This window comes from Streptomyces sp. NPDC059874, from assembly GCF_042731135.1.
Lineage (GTDB): Bacteria > Actinomycetota > Actinomycetes > Streptomycetales > Streptomycetaceae > Streptomyces.
In genome coordinates this window covers 1-18,686 of sequence record NZ_JBHWJY010000098.1, presented here as the reverse complement: position 1 = coordinate 18,686, position 18,686 = coordinate 1, and the positions used below count along the sequence as shown (strand labels likewise).

Genomic DNA, 18,686 nt, shown 5'->3' with positions numbered 1-18,686 from the left:
CACCGGGCCCGGCCCACTCGTACGGGAAGCTCCGCTCAGCGGTTGACGGGGCGTCGGCCCGGACGGAAGGCCTCCGCCGCCAGCAGCCCGGTGTCCGGGTTGTCGGTGAAGATGCCGTCGATGCCCTGTTCGAAGTACGTCTTGAAGGCGCCGAGGGCGTCCCCGTACGCGGTCGGGTCGGTGCCCTTGCGGTACTCGGCAGGCAGGAAGTTGTTCTCGTTGCGCGCGGTGTAGGGGTGCAGCAGCAGCCCCTGGGCGTGGGCGTCCTTGACCAGGGTGGTCGGGGCGGCGAGCTTGCCGTCCGCGGTGCGCGGGAGGATCAGGTCCATGGTGGGGCCGATGCCCTGGGCGAAGCCGGCGATCCACTTCAGTCCCTCGGGCTTGACCAGGTCCGCGACCGTACGGGGGTCCTTGGCCTGTTCGAAGTCCCAGGGGCGGGTGCTCGCGGCGGAGAGCAGCACCACGCGGGGCGCGGAGACCAGCCGGGAGAGCCGCTGGATGCTGGAGGGCTCGAAGGACTGGAGGAAGAGGGGGGCGCCCCGGCCGTCGCGACCGTAGCGGCGCAGCAGCTTGGCGAGGGGCTCCTCCAGGCCGAGGCCGAGCGCGCGGAAGTAGCTGGGGTGCTTGGTCTCGACGTGCAGCCAGACCCGCTTGCCGCGCCGCTTGCCCTCGCGGTCGGCCCAGCGGAGCACCTCCTCGAAGGTGGGCACGGTCCACTGGCCGTCGTAGAGCGTGTTGCGCTGGCGCAGGGCGGGGATACGTTCCTTCGCGCGCAGGGTCTTCAGCTCGGCGAGGGTGAAGTCCTCGGTGAACCAGCCCGTCACGGAGACCCCGTCGACGGACTTGGTGGTGCGCCGGGAGGCGAACTCGGCGTGGTCGGCGACGTCGGTGGTCCCGCCGATCTCGTTCTCGTGCCGGCAGACCAGGTGGCCGTCGCGGGTGGGGACCAGGTCCTGCTCGATGACGTCGGCGCCCAGGTCCAGGGCGAGCTGGTAGGAGCCGAGGGTGTGCTCCGGCCGGTAACCGCTGGCCCCCCGGTGCCCGATCACCGTCGGGTAGGGGAGTTCCCGGTGGCCCGCCCCGTTCTCGGAAGCCGAGGCCGATCCCCCCGAGAGCCCGGCGATACCGCCTCCCGCTGCCAGGACGGCCGCCCCCAGGACCGTGCGCCGCGCTGCCCCACCCTGCGTCATGAGTGCCACTCCCCGCTCGTGAAAAGGCCCGAAACCGCGTGCCGATCGTAGGCACGCGGACGTGTCCGTCGGGCGGGCGCGCGGGGAACATGGCGGAAACGTGCGTCAACACTGCGTATCCGATGCGTGAACCCGATGTGCGATCAGCGTCGACCCGCGAGTATCGTCCTCACCTGCACTACCGCCGCGAGGTGGGTGCGAGAACCGCTTTTCGATGCCGGAGGGCCCACGTTGTTCCGTACGCGCCTCATCAAAGCCACTGTCGGACCGGTCATGCGCCTGATGTTCCGCACCCGCGTGGAGGGCATCGAGAACATTCCGGGCTCCGGACCGGTGATCTTGGCGGGCAACCACCTCACCTTCATCGACTCGATGATCCTGCCGCTGGTGTGCGACCGCACGGTCCACTTCATCGGCAAGGACGAGTACGTCACCGGCAAGGGCCTCAAGGGTCGGCTCATGGCCTGGTTCTTCACCGGCGCCGGCATGATCCCGGTCGACCGTGACGGAGCCAACGGCGGGGTCGCGGCCCTGATGACCGGCCGCCGCATCCTCGAAGAGGGCCGGATCTTCGGCATCTACCCCGAGGGCACCCGCTCCCCCGACGGCCGGCTCTACCGCGGCCGCACCGGCATCGCCCGCCTGACGCTGATGACCGGCGCCCCCGTGGTCCCGTTCGCGATGATCGGCACCGACAAGCTCCAGCCCGGCGGCGCCGGCATGCCGCGCCCGGGCCGGGTCACCGTCCGCTTCGGCGAGCCGATGGAGTTCTCCCGCTACGAGGGCATGGATCGCGACCGCTACGTGCTGCGCGCCGTCACCGACTCGGTGATGGCCGAGGTCATGCGGCTCTCGGGCCAGGAGTACGTGGACATGTACGCCACCAAGGCGAAGGCCGCCTGAGCCCGCCGCCTCACTGCCGCTGGAGTGACCGGCTGACGCCCGCCGCCGTCGTGGTGGCGAGGATCCAGCCGGTCACGATCAGCACGTACGACAGCCACTGGTACCAGCCGTCCGGCGCGAAGGCCTGCTCCTGCCCGAAGCCGATGATCGGCAGCATCAGGTCGATCGTGTAGAAGACCGGATTGAATTCCGGCGCCTCCCCCGCCTTCAGCTCGCGCGGCGGGTGGATCCCGTACGAGACCGACCCGATGAGCAGCAGGGCCAGCAGCCAGCCCGCCGCCCGCAGCGGCCGGAAGCCGTAGCCCACGGTGACGTCCTGGAGCAGCCCCCAGAACCGGGCGTGCCGGGGCAGGGTGCGGCGGTGCCGACGCAGCTTGGCGAGCTGCACGGTCCGGGCGGCCGCCTCGTCGCCCGCCGTGCGGTAGGCCGCGGCGAGCTGCTCGTAGGCGTACGGGAGGTAGCCGGACTCCTCGCGCTCCAGGGCCGGCAGCCGCTCCTCGGCGGGGAGGTGCGGGGCGAGGGTGCGGTAGCTGAGCCCGTCGATGCGGATCTGCTCGGGCCAGGTCTCCGGCGGCATGTGCAGCATCTCGAACTGGGAGCGGCGCAGGTTCACCCCGCCGCGGATGGTGTCGCAGGAGTTCAGCCACACCTCGCCGGCAACACAGCTGGAGGCACGCAGGGCGACCCCGTCGGGGTTGCTGAAAGCGGCGCGGCCGAGGTAGAGCTGGCCCGGTATTCGGGAGCCCGTGAGGTTGAAGAGGCCTTGGGACTCCAGCCGGTGGCCCCGCAGGTCGGTGCCGACGCTCAGGTTCTCGGCGTGTAGCGCGATGCCACCGGGGGCCAAGAGGCGGGCGTCGTTGAGGTTGATCTGGCCGCCGACGGTGGTGCCGTTGATCCGGGTCTGGCCGTGGACGGTGAGTTCCATGGCGATGACGTCGGTGCCGATGTCGACGTGGTTGACCTGGAGCAGGGGCTCCTGCACCTCCTCTCCGGTCGTCGGCGTGCCGATGACGGCCCGGCGCAGGAAGAGGCCGCCCCTTATCCGCGCCCCGGCGAGCCGGACGGGTCCGGTGATCCGGCAGCACGACAGCTTGAGCGCGACGTCGACGCTGACGGAGTCGGCGGTCAGACCCGGCAGCGTCGAGTCATTGACCACGAAGTACCGCAGGTTGGCTCCGTAGAGCAGGGGTTTGCGCTCGAACCAGCAGGCGCGCAGCCGGATCGGGTGCTCGACGACGGCGTACCTGAGGTTCAGCTTGCCGGTGATCCGGGCGCCCCGGATGTTGAGCCCGGCGACCTGTCCCCCGACGTTGGGCCCGGCCAGCAGGAGGGCGGTGAGCACTTCGGCGCGCACGGTCCGCTCGGGGCCCCAGGTCTCACCCGTGGCTCCGGTCTCGTCGGCGTGTTCGCGGAAGTCGACGCCCTCACCGCGCGGGAAGGCGTCCCATACGCGGCGCTCCGCCGGGGTCAGGTCGTTGATCTCCATCGCCGGGATGGTGTCCCGCGGTTCGACGAACTGTCAACTCCGGTCGGGGCACCACCCGCTGTCGGGACGTCAGTGTTCGACGCCGTCCTGGAGCCGCTGCCCCTTCAGCAGGAACCAGGCGGCCACGGCGGTGGCCAGGAGCACGGCGGCGCCGACTCCGGAGGCGAGCCGCAGGCCGTCCACGAAGGCCTCCTGGGCGGCGCCCACCATCTGCCCCGCGGTGCCCGGATCCAGCGTCCTGGCCGCCTCGACGGCTCCGCCGAGGGACTCGTGCGCGGCGTCGGCCACGGGGCCCGCGACGGAGGCCGGGGCGGTGAAGCCCTGGTAGACGCCGGTGACGATGGAGCCGAGCAGGGCGATGCCGAGGGCGGCGCCGAGTTCGTACGCCGTCTCGGAGACGGCGGAGGCCGAACCGGCCTGTTCCTTGGGCACGCTGGAGAGGATCACGTCGGCGGTGACGGTGAAGGAGAAGCCCGCACCGAGGCCGACGACGAGCAGGGCGGCGCCGAGCAGCGGGTATCCGCTCTCCTTGTGGAGCACGGTCAGCGCGGCGAGGGCCAGGCCGATGGCGGCGAGGCCACCGGTCACGACGACGCGCACCGAGTACCTGCGGGCGTAGCGGCCGGCGACGAGACCGGTGGCCACCGCGCCGATGGCGGCGGGCAGTTCGGCGAGGCCGGCTTCCAGCGGGTCACGGCCCTGGACGAGCTGGAGGAACTGGGAGAGGAAGAACACCAGCCCGGAGAGGCCGAAGACGGTGAGCAGGTCGGCGAGGACCGCGCCGGAGAAGCCGCGGTGCCGGAAGAGCCGCATGTCGAGCAGCGGGGACGGCAGGGTGAACTGGCGCCGCACGAAGGCGTACAGGGCGGCCGCGCCGAGTATCGCGGTGGCCGCGACCTCCCAGGTCAGGCCGTGGGTGGCGGCTTCCTTGACGGCGTAGACGACACCGATGACACCGACGAGGGAAAGGCCGACGCTGACGAGGTCCCAGGGGCCCGCGACCGGGTTCTTGGATTCGGGAAGCAGCTTGACGCCGACGATGACCAGGACGATCATCACGGGAAGGTTGATCAGGAAGACCGAGCCCCAGTAGAAGTGCTGGAGCAGGGCTCCGCCGACGACCGGTCCGACGGCCGCGCCGGCGGAAGCGGTCGCGCCCCAGATGCCGATGGCGAGGCTGCGTTCCTTGGGGTCGTGGAAGATGTTGCGGATCAGCGCGAGGGTGGACGGCATCAGGGTCGCGCCGGCCACGCCGAGCAGGGCCCGGGCGACGATCATCATCTCGGGGCTGGTCGCGTAGGCGTTGAGGACGGAGACGGCGCCGAAGGCGGTGGCTCCGAGGAGGAGCAGCTTCTTGCGGCCGATGCGGTCGCCGAGGCTGCCCATCGACACCAGGAGTCCGGCGATGACGAAGGAGTAGATGTCGCCGATCCACAGCAGTTGGGTGCCGGACGGCCCCAGGTCCTCGGAGAGCGAGGGAGTGGCGAGGCCGAGCACGGTGGCGTCCACCGCGACCAGCAGCACGGCCAGCACGAGCACGGAGAGCGCCAGCCAGCGCCCGCGGCCGCCGCTCTTGACCTCCGTCTCCTCGATCGGGCTCGACTGCTTGGTACCGCTCATCACTCCACGCTCCGTCTTGCGCCACCGAGCAGCAGCTCGATGATCATGTACTGGAAGTCCTTCGGTGCGACCCGGCCGTCCATGACGGCCCAGGCGCAGGTGCCGATGAGGCCGTAGAGGGCCTCGGTGAGCCAGGCGGGGCTCAGGTCGATGCGGATGTCGCCCTCTTCCTGGCCTCGCCGGAAGAGCGCGCCGACGCGGGCGTCGAGCCGCTCCCAGCCTTCGTTGATCTGGTCGCCCTCGAACAGCTGGTTCTCGGTGACGAGGAAGGCCAGCAGCTCGGCGTTGGGCTCCGACTCCGCGACGAGCCGGCGCAGCGCGTCGATCGCGCTGCCCTCGTCGAGGCGGGCGTTGTCGAAGGCCACCTCGAACTCCCGGATGCCGAGCTCTTCGAGGGCCCGTACGAGGGCGTCGCGCCCGGCGAAGTGCCGGTGGAGGGTCGCGCGCCCGATTCCCGCGGCGCGGGCGACCTCGTCCATCGTGGCGGTCGATTTCCGGGAGAGCAGGGCCGCCGCGTCGCGGAGCACCTGGTCACGATCCATGGCCATGAGACAAGCATAACCCGAATGAGACGTCAATGTCTCATTCCGAAGGAAAACAGGCTGCCCCGAGGCCGCCGGAACGGAAGGATGCCCAGATGAAGCCCTTGCTGCTGATCGATGTCGACGGACCTCTGAACCCCTACGCGGCCAAGGCCCAGCGCCGCCCCGAGGGGTACAGCACGCACCGGATGCGCCCGACGGGCTGGACCGAAGCCGAGAGCGCGAAGCCCCTGCGGGTCTGGCTGAACCACGCCCACGGCGCGGAGCTGCTCGCGCTCGCGGACTCGTACGAGCTCGTCTGGGCGACGACGTGGAAGGACGAGGCGAACGACTGGATAGGCCCGCCCCTGGGCCTGCCGAGGCTCCCGTTCATCGACTGGCCGGTGATGCACGGCCGGGCGCCGCGCGGCACGTTCTGGAAGACGCAGTACGTCCTGGAGTACGCGGGCACGCGACCGTTCGCCTGGATCGACGACGACATCACGGCGATGGACCACGAGTACGTCGACCAGCGTCACCCGGCGCGGGCGCTGCTCATGCGGATCGACGAGCAGATCGGGCTGACGCGGGAGGACTTCGACACGTTGGCGGACTGGGCCTCGTGAACGCCGAAGGGGCGGCCGGAGCCGGTGCTCCGGCCGCCCCCTCGGGGTGGCGCCGTTACTGCTTGTGGGCCGCCCAGGCGTGCTGGATGACCAGGTCCGCCTTCAGCTCGGTGAGCTGGACGGCGACGGCGGACGGGGCGGTGCCGCCGCGGCCGTTGCGGGAGGCCAGGGCTCCGGGGACGTTGAGGACGGTGCGGACCTCGGGGGTCAGGTGCTCCGAGATCTTCGAGAACTGCTCGTCCGAGAGCTCGTCCAGCTCGATGCCGAGCACCTCGCACACCTTGACGCACTCGCCGGCCACCTCGTGCGCCACCCGGAACGGGACGCCCTGCTTGACCAGCCACTCCGCGATGTCGGTGGCGAGCGAGAAGCCCGCCGGGGCCAGCTCCTCCATCCGCTCCCGGTTGACGGTGAGGGTGGCCATCATGCCGGTGAAGGCCGGGAGGAGGACTTCGAGGGTGTCGCAGGAGTCGAAGACCGGCTCCTTGTCCTCCTGGAGGTCGCGGTTGTAGGCCAGGGGCAGCGCCTTGAGGGTCGCCAGGAGACCCGTCAGGTTGCCGATGAGCCGGCCCGACTTGCCGCGCGCCAGCTCCGCGATGTCCGGGTTCTTCTTCTGCGGCATGATCGACGACCCGGTCGAGAAGGCGTCGTGCAGCGTCACGAAGGAGAACTCCTTCGTGTTCCAGATGATGATCTCCTCCGCGATCCGGGACAGGTTGATCCCGATCATCGCGGTGACGAAGGCGAACTCGGCGACGAAGTCGCGCGAGGCCGTGCCGTCGATGGAGTTGCCGACCGAGCCCCGCTCGAAGCCCAGGTCCGCCGCGACCGCCTCCGGGTCGAGGCCGAGGGACGATCCGGCAAGGGCGCCCGAGCCGTACGGGGAGACCGCGGTCCGGGTGTCCCACTGGCGCAGCCGCTCGGCGTCCCGGGACAGGGACTGCACGTGGGCGAGTACGTGGTGGGCGAAGAGCACCGGCTGCGCGTGCTGGAGGTGCGTGCGGCCCGGCATCGCCACGTCCGCGTGGGTCTCGGCGAGGCCGACCAGCGCGTCCTGGAGATCGGCGATCAGGCCGCCGATTGTCCGGGCGTGGTCGCGCAGGTACATCCGGAAGAGGGTGGCCACCTGGTCGTTGCGGGACCGGCCGGCGCGCAGCTTGCCGCCGAGGTCGGCACCGAGCCGCTCCAGCAGGCCGCGCTCCAGGGCGGTGTGCACGTCCTCGTCGGCGATGGTGCCGGTGAAGGAACCGTCGGCGACGTCGGCTTCGAGCTGGTCGAGGCCGGCGATCATGCGGTCGAGTTCCTCGGCGGTGAGCAGCCCCGCCTTGTGGAGCACGCGGGCATGGGCGCGGGAACCGGCGATGTCGTAGGGCGCGAGGCGCCAGTCGAAGTGGACCGACGCGGACAGCTTCGCGAGGGCCTCGGCCGGGCCGTCGGCGAAGCGGCCGCCCCAGAGCCGGACGTCACCGTTGTTGCTGCTCACAGCTACTGCTCCTCAAGACTGCATGACTTTGGATGTGAAACCGCCTCCCCGCCGCGGAGGTAACGGGGAGGCGATCCTGGTAATGCGGGTGGGTTACGCCAGGTCTCGGCGCGCGGCGATCTTCGACGAGAGGGCGAAGATGTCGATGAAGCCCTGGGCCTTCGACTGGTCGAAGGTGTCGCCCGAGTCGTAGGTCGCCAGGTTGAAGTCGTACAGCGACTCCTCGGACCTCCGGCCGGTGACCACGGCGCGGCCCCCGTGCAGGGTCATCCGGATGTCGCCGGTGACGTGCTGGTTGGCCTCGTTGATGAAGCCGTCCAGGGCCCGCTTGAGCGGGGAGAACCACAGGCCGTCGTAGACGAGCTCGCTCCACCGCTGCTCGACCTGCCGCTTGTAGCGGGCCAGCTCGCGCTCGACGGTGACGCTCTCCAGCTCGGAGTGGGCGGCGATCAGCGCGATCGCTCCCGGGGCCTCGTACACCTCGCGGGACTTGATGCCGACGAGGCGGTCCTCGACCATGTCGATCCGGCCGATGCCCTGGGCGCCGGCACGCTGGTTGAGCTGCTGGATGGCCTGGAGCACGGTGACGGGCTTGCCGTCGATGGCGACGGGGACGCCCTCCTTGAAGGAGATGACGACCTCGTCGGCCTCGCGCGGGGTGGCCGGGTTCGCGGTGTACTCGTAGATGTCCTCGATCGGGGCGTTCCAGATGTCCTCCAGGAAGCCCGTCTCGACGGCGCGCCCGAAGACGTTCTGGTCGATGGAGTACGGGGACTTCTTGGAGGTCGCGATCGGCAGGTCGGCCTTCTCGGCGAAGGCGATGGCCTTGTCGCGGGTCATCGCGTAGTCGCGGACCGGGGCGATGCACTTGAGGTCGGGGCCGAGGGCCTGGATGCCGGCCTCGAAGCGGACCTGGTCGTTGCCCTTGCCGGTGCAGCCGTGGGCGACGATCGAGGCGCCGTGCTTGTCGGCGGCCGCGACCAGGTGCTTGACGATGGTCGGCCGGGAGAGCGCCGAGACCAGCGGGTAGCGGTCCATGTAGAGGGCGTTCGCCTTGATCGCCGGGAGGCAGTACTCGTCGGCGAACTCGTCCTTGGCGTCCGCGACCTCGGCCTCGACGGCACCGCAGGCGAGCGCGCGCTTGCGGATGACGTCGAGGTCCTCGCCGCCCTGGCCGACGTCGACGGCGACGGCGATGACCTCCGCGCCCGTCTCCTCTGCGATCCAGCCGATGGCGACGGACGTGTCCAGTCCGCCTGAATAGGCGAGTACGACGCGCTCGGCCACGGGCTTCTCCTTACGGTGCATTCAACGACAGGCATAACTATGCACTACTCCGTATGTTTCGTCAATCGAGCCCTCGTCACGCGCACTGACCAGCCCGTATATCAGAGGCGTGGGGCCACCGGGCGCCCTACGATCGGGCGGGATCACCACGGGGAGGGCCCATGCACACCGGACGGCCACAGCAGATGCGCGCGGGGCGGGAAGCCGCAGAACGGCTGGCGCAGGCGGAGGGCGCCACCGAGGAGGCGCCGGGGCCGGACGCCGGACCGGACGTCTGGGTCTCCTTCGAGCGCGCGATACGGGAGTACGCGCCCGGCCGCGGCTCGGACATCGCGCTGCGGCTGTGCCACCGCGACGGGCGGATCCGGGCGGCCGCGCTCAACGCCCCGAACCCCCCGCTGCCCCTGGTCGCGATCCGCTGCACCGACTGGGTCCCCGCGGTGCGCGCACTCGCGCGGCCGGCCCTGACCAGGGCACTGGCCGCCGACCCCGCGGGCACGCTGCGCCTGCTGACCCCGCTCGTCATGCGGCTGGGCCGGCGCGAGCAGGGCGTCTGGGTGCTGGAGCTGTTCTCGGCGGTGCTGCGCGGCGAGGAGGCCGGGGGCGTACTGGCCGAGTTGCGCGACAGCGCCGACCTGCCTACCCGGCGGTTCGCCGCCCGGCTCACGCTGGAGGACGGCCGGTTCGACGTTCGGGAGCTCGCCGCACGGGCCCGTACCGAGCAGGACGCCGTGGCGAGCAGCATCTGGACCGATGCCGCGCTGGCGGCCATGGCCGCCGACGGGCCGGACGACGCGGCGGTCGACGACCTGCTGGCCGGGCACCTCCCGATGGTCCGGGCCGCCGGGGTCACCGCCTTGCGCGGGGCCGGGCGGGCGGCGGAGGCCGTGGAGTACCTCGCCGACCGCTCCGGCCAGGTACGGGCCTGCGCCCGGTGGCTGGTCCGCCAGGACGGCGGCGACCCGCACGCCCGCTACCGCGCACTGGTCGAGGACCCGGCCCGGGTGACCCCGTACGCCGTGACGGGCTTCGCCGAGTGCGGCCGCCGCGAGGATGCTCCGCTGCTGCGCGCCCTGCTGGAACACCCCGCCGGCGGGGTCCGGGCCGCCGCCGTGGGCGGGCTGCGGCTGCTCGACGTCACCGACCTCGCGCTGCTGCGGCCGCTGCTGGACGACCCCTCACCGGCCGTGGCCCGGGAGGCGTCCCTGAGCCTGTGCTCCTCGGCGGGGCAGCTGCCCGCCGACTGGCTGTTGGCCCGCATGGCGCCCGGCCGGCCGGCGCACCTGCGGCTGGCCGCGTACCGGCTGGCGCACGCCCGGGGTGGTGTGGAAGGACTGCGGGCCTCCGTGGAACTGCTGACGGACCAAGACGCGGTTCTGCGCCGACTCGCCGCACAGCGCATCCAGAGTCTCTACTCCTACGGCCGGCCGCCAGCCCTGCCCATGTGGGACCCGGAGGTGGGCGTTCTGCTGGACCGCTGCACCCACCTCTTCAGTCACCAGGTGATGAACTGGATGCGCTCACAACTCGGACTGCCCCGACGAGAATTCACGACAGATGGATACTGATCACCATGGGAAAGCTCTACGAACGCATAGACGACCGGCTCCGCAAGTTCATCGAAGAGCAGCCGGTCTTCTTCACCGCGACCGCCCCGCTCGCGGGTGACGGCCACATCAACCTGTCCCCCAAGGGCCGCTCCGGCACCCTCGTCGTCATCGACGAACAGACCCTCGCCTACCTCGACTTCGGCGGCAGCGGCGCCGAGACCATCGCCCACGTCCGCGAGAACGGCCGGATCACCCTGATGTGGTGCGCGTTCTCCGGCCCGCCCAACATCGTGCGCATCCACGGCGACGGCGAGGCGGTCTTCCGCGACGACCCGCGCTGGGCCGAGCTCATCGCGCTGTTCGGCGAGGCCGACGGGCCGTCCGCCCGGGCGGTCATCGTCGTCCGCTCCCGCCGGATCGCCGATGTGTGCGGTTTCGCCGTCCCCCTCATGGAGTACCAGGGCGAGCGCACCCTCCACGCGGAGTACTTCGGCCGCAAGACGGACGAGGAGTTCGCCGAGTACTGCGAGAAGAAGGAGTTCATCGGGACCAGCGTCGACGGCCTGCCTGCGCTGCCCCTGCCCCTTCCGCCCCGTACCGTCTGACATGTGCTGCTGCGTACCGCTCTCGTCACCGGCTCCCTGATCGTGACCGCCCTGCTTCCGCAGGGCCATCCCCCGCTGCCCGCCCGGCTCACCGACACCGGCGGCGGCAGCCAGCTCATCACCGCCGTCGCGCCCGCGCCCGGTTCCACGACCGGGCGACTCACCTGGTGGGACCGGCGGGCGGGGCACTGGTACGAGGCCGGGAGCGCGCCCGCCCGCTTCGGGGCGAACGGCCTGACCGAGGGCGCGACCCGTACGCAGGGCACCAACACCACGCCGACGGGGCTGTACGCGCTCCCCTACGCCTTCGGGATCCGCCGCGCGCCGGCCGGGACGGAGTACCGGTACCGGCGGGTGACGGACCGTTCGTGGTGGTGCCAGGACAACCGGTCCGCCGCCTACAACCGCTGGGTGGAGCCGCTGCCCGCGGACTGCGCGCCGGGCGAGGCCGAGCACCTGGTCACGTACGAGAAGCAGTACGCGCACGCGCTGGTCATCGCCTTCAACTACGACCGGCCGGTGCGCGGCCGGGGCGCGGGCATCTTCCTGCACGTCGACGGCAAGGGCGCGACGGCCGGTTGCGTGTCCGTACCGGCGCGGGCGATGCGGGAGATCCTCCGCTGGGCGAATCCGAGGCGCCGCCCGCACATCGCGATCGGCACGGAGTCCGGAGCCCTGGCCGTCACCCGGTACTAGGCCCTGTCGTGTCGCCCCAGGTCGCCTCGATCTCCTCCATGCGGCGCTCCCACCACTCCCGGTAGCCGACGCTCAGCGCCAGCCGCAGGCTCTGCTCCGCGTCCAACGCCTCCAGTGACGGGTGCCTCAGCCCCTGGCAGTGGATGCGGAACCAGTCGCGTTGCTCGGGCCAGACGCGCAGCACGCCCCGGACCAACGGCACGGCGACCAGCACCCACAGGACCAGGAACACGCCGCCGGCCAGGATCCACTCCAGCGCCCCGTGCGGCTCGGAGCCCTGCAGGTCGTACAACTGGGCGGCGTAGACCGCGGACAGGAGCACGGCGGTCACGGCCACGTACCGCAGGCAGACGTCCTTCGGGTCTTTGGTCCAATCCGCGATCTTGGCGTCCTCGGCGCGCAGGAAGTCCGTACGCCGCTGCGCCAGTTCGGCGTCCCCGTCCAGCTTGCCGAGCGCCACGCCGTGCCCGGCGCGGAGCACGGCGGCGAGCAGGGCCGCCGGGAGGGGGTGCTCGGCGGTGTGCTGACGGAGTTCGCCCTTGCGCGTCGCATGCATGAGGCCCTGGTCGTCGATCCGTACCAGACCGTCGAGCAGCAGGGTCGCCGCCGCCGCCCGGTCCGCGGAGGCGTCCGCTCCCGCGGCGACGGCTTCCGCGTGGTACGGGTCGATCGGCGTCCGCCCCACCCACAGTGAGACGGAGTTCTCCTCGGCCATGTCCCGCAGCCGCCAGCAGATGCCCAGGTACCCGTACCAGAGCAGCGCCACCACCGATACCACGCCCGTCACGGCAAGTTGAGTCATGACCCCAGGATCGGGGTCAGCTCTCCTTCTGCGCCAGACGCAGCAGGTGATCGGCCAGCGCCTGGCCGCCCTCCGGGTCACGGCTGATCAGCATCAGGGTGTCGTCGCCCGCGATGGTGCCGAGGATCTCCCGCAGTTCGGCCTGGTCGATCGCCGACGCGAGGAACTGGGCCGCCCCCGGCGGGGTGCGCAGGACCACGAGGTTCGCGGACGCCTCCGCCGAGATCAGCAGTTCCCCGGAGAGGCGCCGCATGCGCTCCTCCTTCGCCGACTCCCCGAGCGGGGCCTGCGGGGTGCGGAAGCCGCCCTCGCTGGGCACCGCGTAGATCAGCTCGCCGCCGGTGTTGCGGATCTTCACAGCCCCCAGCTCGTCGAGGTCGCGGGAGAGCGTCGCCTGGGTGACGCTCAGCCCGTCGTCGGCGAGCAGCTTGGCCAGCTGGCTCTGGGAGCGGACCGGCTGCCGGTTGAGGATGTCCACGATCCGGCGGTGGCGGGCGGTGCGGGTCTGCGGGACGGCCTGGCCGCCGTGCTCGTTGTCCTGGGCCTGGCTCATCGTCGTCTCATTCTCCGGATCCGTCCCCATGGGCTGCGTCGAGGATGCCGGGCAGTGCCCGGAGGAACGCGTCCACCTCGGCCTCGGCCAGTACGAACGGCGGCATGAGCCGTACGACGTCGGGGGCGGGCGCGTTGACCAGGAAGCCGGCGTCCTGAGCCGCCAGTTGCACCCGGGGTGCGAGCGGCTCGGTCAGCACGATACCCAGCAGCAGACCGGCGCCGCGGACGTGGGAGACGAGCGGGTGCCCGGAGGCTTCGATTCCGGAGCGCAGCCGTTCGCCGCGCTCCTTGACCCGGTCGAGCAGCCCTTCGCCGGCGATGGTGTCGATGACCGCGAGGCCGGCGGCGCAGGCAACCGGGTTCCCGCCGAAGGTGGTGCCGTGCTGGCCGGGCTGGAGCAGGTCCGCGGTGGCTCCGAAGGCGGCGACGGCGCCGATCGGCAGGCCGCCGCCGAGGCCCTTGGCGAGGGTGACGAGGTCGGGTTCGACGCCCTCGTGGGCCTGGTGCTCGAACCACTGGCCGCACCGGCCGATGCCGGTCTGCACCTCGTCGAGCACGAGCAGGGTGCCCGTGGCCCGGGTGATCTCGCGGGCTGCCGTCAGGTATCCGGCGGGGGGCACGACGACGCCGTTCTCGCCCTGGATCGGCTCGATGACGACGAGCGCGGTCTCCTCGGTGACGGCGGCCCGCAGGGCCTCCACGTCTCCGTACGGGACGTGCGTGACGTCGCCGGGCAGCGGCAGGAAGGGCTCCTGCTTCGTCGGCTGGCCGGTGAGCGCGAGGGCGCCCATGGTCCGGCCGTGGAAGCCGCCGCTGGTGGCGACCATGTGGGTCCGCCCGGTCAGCCGGCCGATCTTGAAAGCGGCTTCGACCGCCTCCGCACCGGAGTTGCAGAAGAACACCTTGCCGGGCCGGCCGAAGAGCTGCAGCAGCCGCTCGCCGAGGGCGACGACCGGCTCGGAGGCGAAGAGGTTGGAGACGTGGCCGAGGCTCTGGATCTGCGTGGTGACGGCCTCGACGATCGCCGGGTGGGCGTGGCCGAGGGCGTTGACCGCGATGCCGCCGACGAAGTCGGTGTACTGCTTGCCGTCCGCGTCCCAGACCTGGGCGCCCTCACCGCGTACGAGGGCCAGCGCTGGGGTGCCGTAGTTGTTGGTCAGTGCCCCCTGCCAGCGGGCCCGATACTCCTCGTTGCCGGTCACTGTGCTCCCCCTTGCCGCTCGTCGGGCACGACCATCGTGCCGATTCCCTCGTCCGTGAAGATCTCCAGCAGGATCGAGTGCTGGACCCGCCCGTCGATCACGCGGGCGGTGCTGACGCCGCCGCGCACCGCGTGCAGGCAGCCCTCCATCTTGGGCACCATGCCGCTGGACAGCTCGGGCAGCAGCTTCTCCAGCTCGCTGACGGTGAGCCGGCTGATGACCTCGTCGCTGTTGGGCCAGTCCGCGTAGAGGCCCTCGACGTCGGTGAGGACCATCAGCGTCTCGGCGCCGAGTGCGGCGGCGAGGGCCGCGGCGGCCGTGTCGGCGTTCACGTTGTACACGTGGTGGTCGTCGGCGCTGCGCGCGATGGAGGAGATGACCGGGATCCGGCCGTCCGCCAGCAGCGCCTCGATCGCGCCGGTGTCGATGGCGGTGATCTCGCCGACCCGCCCGATGTCGACGAGCTCGCCGTCGATCTCGGGGCTGTGCTTGGTGGCGGTGATGGTGTGGGCGTCCTCGCCGGTCATGCCGACGGCGAGCGGCCCGTGCTGGTTGAGGAGCCCGACCAGCTCGCGCTGGACCTGGCCCGCCAGGACCATCCGTACGACGTCCATGGCCTCGGGGGTGGTGACGCGCAGGCCGGCCTTGAACTCGCTGACCAGGCCCTCCTTGTCGAGCTGGGCGTTGATCTGGGGGCCCCCGCCGTGCACCACGACGGGCTTGAGGCCGGCCTGCCGCAGGAAGGCCACGTCCTGGGCGAAGGCGGCCTTGAGCGCCTCGTCGATCATGGCGTTGCCGCCGAACTTGATGACGATGATCTTGCCGTTGTGGCGGGTGAGCCACGGCAGGGCCTCGATCAGGATCTCCGCCTTGGGCAGCGCCGTGTGCTTCCTTGCAGTGCTCATGAGGAGTACGCCGAGTTCTCGTGGACGTAGTCGGCGGTCAGGTCGTTGGCCCAGATGACCGCGGACTCGTTGCCGGTGGACAGGTCGGCGGTGATGGACACCTCCCGGCCCTTCATGCTCACCAGGTCGCGGTCCTCGCCGACCGAGCCGTTCTTGCAGACCCAGACGCCGTTGATGGCGACGTTCAGCCGGTCCGGGTCGAAGGCGGCCTTGGTGGTGCCGATGGCGGAGAGCACCCGGCCCCAGTTCGGGTCCTCGCCGTGGATGGCGCACTTGAGCAGGTTGTTGCGGGCGATGGAGCGGCCGACCTCGACCGCGTCGTCCTCGCTGGCCGCACCGATGACCTCGATGCGGATGTCCTTGCTGGCGCCCTCGGCGTCGCCGATCAGCTGGCGGGCCAGGTCGTCGCAGACCTTCCGTACGGCCTCCGCGAACTCCTCGTACGCCGGCACCCGGCCGGACGCGCCGGAGGCAAGCAGCAACACCGTGTCGTTGGTGGACATGCAGCCGTCGGAGTCGACCCGGTCGAAGGTGGTGCGGGTGGCGGCGCGCAGGGCCCGGTCGAGGGTGGCGCTGTCCAGGTCGGCGTCGGTGGTGAGGACGACGAGCATGGTGGCCAGGCCGGGGGCGAGCATGCCCGCGCCCTTGGCCATGCCGCCGACGGTCCAGCCGCCCTGCGAGACGGTGGCCGTCTTGTGCACGGTGTCGGTGGTCTTGATGGCGATCGCCGCGTCCTCGCCGCCGTCCGCGGACAGGGCGGCCGTGGCGGTCTCGATGCCGGGGAGCAGCTTGTCCATGGGGAGCAGGACGCCGATCAGCCCGGTGGAGGCCACGGCGACCTCGCCGGCGTTGAAGTCCCCGCCGAGCCCCGACCCGTTCAGTGCGTCGGCGACCTTCTCGGCGGTGGCGTGGGTGTCCTGGAAGCCCTTGGGCCCGGTGCAGGCGTTGGCGCCGCCGGAGTTCAGGACGACCGCGGAGACCGTGCCGCCGCGCAGGACCTGCTCGGACCAGTGCACCGGTGCGGCCTTGACGCGGTTGGAGGTGAAGACGCCCGCCGCGGCCAGCTTCGGGCCGTTGTTGACCACGAGGGCCAGGTCCGGGTTGCCGTTCGCCTTGATCCCGGCGGCGATGCCCGCCGCCGTGAATCCCTGTGCTGCCGTGACGCTCACGGTGCCACTCCGATCGTGGAAAGACCCAGGCTCTCGTGGAGCCCGAGAGCGATGTTCATGCTCTGTACCGCGCCGCCGGCGGTGCCCTTGGTCAGGTTGTCGATGGCGCTGATGGCGATGATGCGCCCGGCGGACTCGTCGTACGCGACCTGCACGTGGACGGCGTTCGAACCCTGGACGGACTTGGTGGTGGGCCACCGGCCCTCGGGGAGGAGCTGGACGAAGGGCTCGTCCGCGTAGGCCTTCTCGTAGGCGGCGCGGAGGGATTCCGCGGTGGTGCCGGGGAGGGCCTTGGCGGAGCAGGTCGCGAGGATGCCGCGCGCCATGGGGACGAGGGTCGGCGTGAAGGAGACGGAGACCCGCTCCCCGGCGAGCGGGGTGAGGTTCTGCACCATCTCGGGGGTGTGCCGGTGTCCGCCGCCGACTCCGTACGGGGTGACCGTGCCCATGACCTCGGAACCGAGCAGGTTCGTCTTGAGGGCCTTGCCGGCGCCGGAGGTGCCGGTGGCGGCGACGATCACGGCCTCGGGCTCGGCGAGCCGCGCCTGGTAGGCGGGGAACAGCGCGAGGGAGACGGCGGTGGGGAAGCAGCCGGGCACGGCGACGCGCTTGGAGCCCGCGAGGGCGGCGCGGCCGCCCGGCAGCTCGGGGAGGCCGTAGGGCCAGGTCCCGGCGTGCGTGCCGCCGTAGAACGCGTCCCAGTCGGCCGGGTCCTTGAGCCGGTGGTCGGCGCCCATGTCGATGACGAGGACGTCCTCGCCGAGCTGGGCGGCGACGCCGGCGGACTGGCCGTGCGGCAGCGCGAGGAAGACGACGTCGTGTCCGGCGAGCACCTCCGGGGTGGTCGCCTCCAGGGTCCGCCCGGCGAGCGGCCCGAGGTGCGGCTGCAGGTTGCCGAAGAGCTCACCCGCGTTGGAGTGGCCGGTCAGCGCGCCGATCTCGACCTCGGGGTGGGAGAGCAGCAGGCGCAGGACTTCACCGCCCGCGTATCCACTCGCTCCGGCCACCGCTACACGTACCACCATCGGACCCTCCTCATCGATGGCATGACTATACGTATCGCCGCACGTTTATGCAAAGAGTATGTGGCCCTCGTGCCGCGATGCCGTGCGATCCTGGGGAGCGTGACATCGCTCGACGACCTCGTACGGTTGCGCCGCGCGCGGGACACGATGGACCGCGACTACGCACAGCCGCTGGACGTCCCGGCGCTGGCCGCGGTCGCCCTGATGTCGGCCGGGCACTTCTCCCGCAGTTTCCGCGCCGCGTACGGCGAGACGCCCTACAGCTACCTTATGACCCGCCGTGTCGAGCGGGCCAAGGCACTGTTGCGCCGGGGCGACCTGAGCGTGACGGAAGTCTGCTTCGCCGTCGGATGCACCTCGCTGGGGTCGTTCAGCTCGCGCTTCACGGAGCTGGTCGGCGAGAGCCCGAGCGCGTACCGGGCACGCGGACACGAGGCCGGCGCCGCGATCCCGGCGTGCGTGGCCAAGATCCACACGCGTCCGGTGCGGACCGGCGAACCGGTCAGGATCGAAGAAGCGTAAATCCACGCCGTCTCGTAGCTTCGGATCCATGAACAGCATCAAGCTCTCGCAGTGCTTCATCGCAGTCGACGACCACGACAAGGCGCTCGCCTTCTACCGCGACGTCCTCGGCATGGAGGTGCGCAACGACGTCGGTTTCGAGGGGATGCGGTGGGTGACCGTCGCGTCGCCCGAGCAGCCTGACGTGGAGATCGTCCTCGAACCGCCGCTCGCCGACCCCAACGCCTCGCCGACCGACCGGCAGGCGATGGCGGAACTGCTGGCCAAGGGGCTGCTGCGCGGGGTGATCTTCTCGACGGACGACGTCGACGCCACCTTCGAGAAGATCCGGGCCGCGGGCGGCGAGGTCCTCCAGGAGCCGGTGGACCAGCCCTACGGCGTGCGCGACTGCGCGTTCCGCGACCCGGCCGGCAACATGCTCCGCTTCAACCAGCCGCGCAGGCCCTAGGCCCTGTCGTCAAATTCCCGTCGTCGCCCGAAGGGCGGCCCCGCGGCGTCTGGTGCGTGCTCTCGGCGTGCCGGGCGGAAGCCCTTGTACT

19 protein-coding genes are annotated in these 18,686 nt (G+C 71.3%); 7 read left to right on the top strand and 12 right to left on the bottom strand.

Annotated elements, in window-relative coordinates; translation table 11 throughout:
• Positions 1-35: 35 nt before the first annotated feature.
• Positions 36-1,190, bottom strand: a complete 1,155-nt coding sequence (locus ACFV9H_RS36115) for a glycerophosphodiester phosphodiesterase (protein ID WP_385407013.1) — start codon at positions 1,188-1,190, stop codon at positions 36-38.
• A gap of 135 nt (positions 1,191-1,325) precedes the next feature.
• Here ACFV9H_RS36115 and ACFV9H_RS36110 point away from each other — a divergent pair, with 135 nt between their 5' ends.
• On the top strand, positions 1,326-2,093 hold the full coding sequence (locus ACFV9H_RS36110; RefSeq protein WP_385407010.1) for a lysophospholipid acyltransferase family protein: 768 nt from the start codon (positions 1,326-1,328) through the stop codon (positions 2,091-2,093).
• 10 nt (positions 2,094-2,103) lie between these two features.
• On the opposite strand, the gene ACFV9H_RS36105 is transcribed toward ACFV9H_RS36110, so the two are convergent.
• The 3 genes from ACFV9H_RS36105 to ACFV9H_RS36095 all read right to left on the bottom strand — a co-directional run bounded on the left by ACFV9H_RS36105 (position 2,104) and on the right by ACFV9H_RS36095 (position 5,747).
• Positions 2,104-3,579, bottom strand: coding sequence for a membrane-associated oxidoreductase (locus ACFV9H_RS36105; protein ID WP_385407007.1), 1,476 nt, complete (start codon positions 3,577-3,579; stop codon positions 2,104-2,106).
• 69 nt (positions 3,580-3,648) lie between these two features.
• The gene (locus ACFV9H_RS36100) at positions 3,649-5,199 is read right to left on the bottom strand and encodes an MFS transporter (RefSeq protein WP_385407003.1); all 1,551 of its coding nucleotides are present in this window, start codon (positions 5,197-5,199) and stop codon (positions 3,649-3,651) included.
• Positions 5,199-5,747: a TetR/AcrR family transcriptional regulator gene (locus ACFV9H_RS36095; RefSeq protein ID WP_385407000.1), complete on the bottom strand. Its 549-nt coding sequence runs from the start codon at positions 5,745-5,747 to the stop codon at positions 5,199-5,201. The genes ACFV9H_RS36100 and ACFV9H_RS36095 overlap by 1 nt, the downstream gene beginning before the upstream one ends.
• Positions 5,748-5,836: 89 nt before the next feature.
• On the opposite strand from ACFV9H_RS36095, the gene ACFV9H_RS36090 reads away from it, so the two are divergent.
• A complete protein-coding gene (locus ACFV9H_RS36090; RefSeq protein ID WP_385406997.1) occupies positions 5,837-6,346 on the top strand; it encodes an HAD domain-containing protein in 510 nt (169 codons plus the stop codon).
• A gap of 55 nt (positions 6,347-6,401) precedes the next feature.
• On the opposite strand, the gene argH is transcribed toward ACFV9H_RS36090, so the two are convergent.
• Entirely contained in the window at positions 6,402-7,829 is a 1,428-nt protein-coding gene (argH, locus tag ACFV9H_RS36085; protein WP_385406994.1) for an argininosuccinate lyase, read from the bottom strand.
• A 93-nt stretch (positions 7,830-7,922) separates the two neighbouring features.
• Positions 7,923-9,116: an argininosuccinate synthase gene (locus tag ACFV9H_RS36080; RefSeq protein WP_385406991.1), complete on the bottom strand. Its 1,194-nt coding sequence runs from the start codon at positions 9,114-9,116 to the stop codon at positions 7,923-7,925.
• A 161-nt stretch (positions 9,117-9,277) separates the two neighbouring features.
• Here ACFV9H_RS36080 and ACFV9H_RS36075 point away from each other — a divergent pair, with 161 nt between their 5' ends.
• From ACFV9H_RS36075 to ACFV9H_RS36065, 3 genes are read left to right on the top strand one after another with little or no spacing between them, the layout of a single operon-like run.
• Complete coding sequence (locus tag ACFV9H_RS36075; RefSeq protein ID WP_385406988.1) at positions 9,278-10,684, top strand: HEAT repeat domain-containing protein; 1,407 nt, start codon at positions 9,278-9,280, stop codon at positions 10,682-10,684.
• Between the two features lie 5 nt (positions 10,685-10,689).
• A complete protein-coding gene (locus ACFV9H_RS36070) occupies positions 10,690-11,271 on the top strand; it encodes a pyridoxamine 5'-phosphate oxidase family protein (RefSeq protein ID WP_385406985.1) in 582 nt (193 codons plus the stop codon).
• A 9-nt stretch (positions 11,272-11,280) separates the two neighbouring features.
• Entirely contained in the window at positions 11,281-11,967 is a 687-nt protein-coding gene (locus ACFV9H_RS36065) for a L,D-transpeptidase (RefSeq protein WP_385407044.1), read from the top strand.
• Here ACFV9H_RS36065 and ACFV9H_RS36060 read toward each other — a convergent pair.
• From ACFV9H_RS36060 to argC, 6 genes are read right to left on the bottom strand one after another with little or no spacing between them, the layout of a single operon-like run.
• The gene (locus ACFV9H_RS36060) at positions 11,954-12,769 is read right to left on the bottom strand and encodes a hypothetical protein (protein ID WP_385406982.1); all 816 of its coding nucleotides are present in this window, start codon (positions 12,767-12,769) and stop codon (positions 11,954-11,956) included. The genes ACFV9H_RS36065 and ACFV9H_RS36060 overlap by 14 nt on opposite strands.
• Before the next feature lie 16 nt (positions 12,770-12,785).
• Positions 12,786-13,322: an arginine repressor gene (locus ACFV9H_RS36055; RefSeq protein WP_385406979.1), complete on the bottom strand. Its 537-nt coding sequence runs from the start codon at positions 13,320-13,322 to the stop codon at positions 12,786-12,788.
• A 7-nt stretch (positions 13,323-13,329) separates the two neighbouring features.
• The gene (locus ACFV9H_RS36050) at positions 13,330-14,526 is read right to left on the bottom strand and encodes an acetylornithine transaminase (RefSeq protein WP_385406976.1); all 1,197 of its coding nucleotides are present in this window, start codon (positions 14,524-14,526) and stop codon (positions 13,330-13,332) included.
• The gene (gene argB / locus ACFV9H_RS36045) at positions 14,523-15,431 is read right to left on the bottom strand and encodes an acetylglutamate kinase (RefSeq protein WP_385406973.1); all 909 of its coding nucleotides are present in this window, start codon (positions 15,429-15,431) and stop codon (positions 14,523-14,525) included. The genes ACFV9H_RS36050 and argB overlap by 4 nt, the downstream gene beginning before the upstream one ends.
• Positions 15,428-16,600, bottom strand: coding sequence for a bifunctional glutamate N-acetyltransferase/amino-acid acetyltransferase ArgJ (gene argJ, locus ACFV9H_RS36040; protein WP_385406970.1), 1,173 nt, complete (start codon positions 16,598-16,600; stop codon positions 15,428-15,430). Before argJ ends, argB begins: the two co-directional genes overlap by 4 nt.
• Positions 16,597-17,625: an N-acetyl-gamma-glutamyl-phosphate reductase gene (gene argC, locus ACFV9H_RS36035; protein WP_385406967.1), complete on the bottom strand. Its 1,029-nt coding sequence runs from the start codon at positions 17,623-17,625 to the stop codon at positions 16,597-16,599. The genes argJ and argC overlap by 4 nt, the downstream gene beginning before the upstream one ends.
• 99 nt (positions 17,626-17,724) lie before the next feature.
• On the opposite strand from argC, the gene ACFV9H_RS36030 reads away from it, so the two are divergent.
• Together ACFV9H_RS36030 and ACFV9H_RS36025 are read left to right on the top strand one after the other, a co-directional pair.
• A complete protein-coding gene (locus ACFV9H_RS36030) occupies positions 17,725-18,147 on the top strand; it encodes a helix-turn-helix transcriptional regulator (RefSeq protein WP_385406964.1) in 423 nt (140 codons plus the stop codon).
• Positions 18,148-18,175: 28 nt separating this feature from the next.
• Positions 18,176-18,595: a VOC family protein gene (locus tag ACFV9H_RS36025; protein WP_385406961.1), complete on the top strand. Its 420-nt coding sequence runs from the start codon at positions 18,176-18,178 to the stop codon at positions 18,593-18,595.
• Positions 18,596-18,686 lie beyond the last annotated feature (91 nt).

What these genes read in the sequence shown, in the direction of transcription:
- ACFV9H_RS36070 (WP_385406985.1), top strand. Translation starts at nt 10,690, where the DNA reads ATGGGAAAGCTCTACGAACGCATAGACGACCGGCTCCGCAAGTTCATC.
- ACFV9H_RS36025 (WP_385406961.1), top strand. Translation starts at nt 18,176, where the DNA reads ATGAACAGCATCAAGCTCTCGCAGTGCTTCATCGCAGTCGACGACCAC.
- ACFV9H_RS36105 (WP_385407007.1), bottom strand. Translation starts at nt 3,579, where the DNA reads ATGGAGATCAACGACCTGACCCCGGCGGAGCGCCGCGTATGGGACGCC.
- ACFV9H_RS36110 (WP_385407010.1), top strand. Translation starts at nt 1,326, where the DNA reads ATGTGCGATCAGCGTCGACCCGCGAGTATCGTCCTCACCTGCACTACC.
- argC (WP_385406967.1), bottom strand. Translation starts at nt 17,625, where the DNA reads ATGGTGGTACGTGTAGCGGTGGCCGGAGCGAGTGGATACGCGGGCGGT.
- ACFV9H_RS36100 (WP_385407003.1), bottom strand. Translation starts at nt 5,199, where the DNA reads ATGAGCGGTACCAAGCAGTCGAGCCCGATCGAGGAGACGGAGGTCAAG.
- ACFV9H_RS36055 (WP_385406979.1), bottom strand. Translation starts at nt 13,322, where the DNA reads ATGAGCCAGGCCCAGGACAACGAGCACGGCGGCCAGGCCGTCCCGCAG.
- ACFV9H_RS36060 (WP_385406982.1), bottom strand. Translation starts at nt 12,769, where the DNA reads ATGACTCAACTTGCCGTGACGGGCGTGGTATCGGTGGTGGCGCTGCTC.
- ACFV9H_RS36075 (WP_385406988.1), top strand. Translation starts at nt 9,278, where the DNA reads ATGCACACCGGACGGCCACAGCAGATGCGCGCGGGGCGGGAAGCCGCA.
- ACFV9H_RS36090 (WP_385406997.1), top strand. Translation starts at nt 5,837, where the DNA reads ATGAAGCCCTTGCTGCTGATCGATGTCGACGGACCTCTGAACCCCTAC.
- ACFV9H_RS36115 (WP_385407013.1), bottom strand. Translation starts at nt 1,190, where the DNA reads ATGACGCAGGGTGGGGCAGCGCGGCGCACGGTCCTGGGGGCGGCCGTC.
- ACFV9H_RS36095 (WP_385407000.1), bottom strand. Translation starts at nt 5,747, where the DNA reads ATGGCCATGGATCGTGACCAGGTGCTCCGCGACGCGGCGGCCCTGCTC.
- argB (WP_385406973.1), bottom strand. Translation starts at nt 15,431, where the DNA reads ATGAGCACTGCAAGGAAGCACACGGCGCTGCCCAAGGCGGAGATCCTG.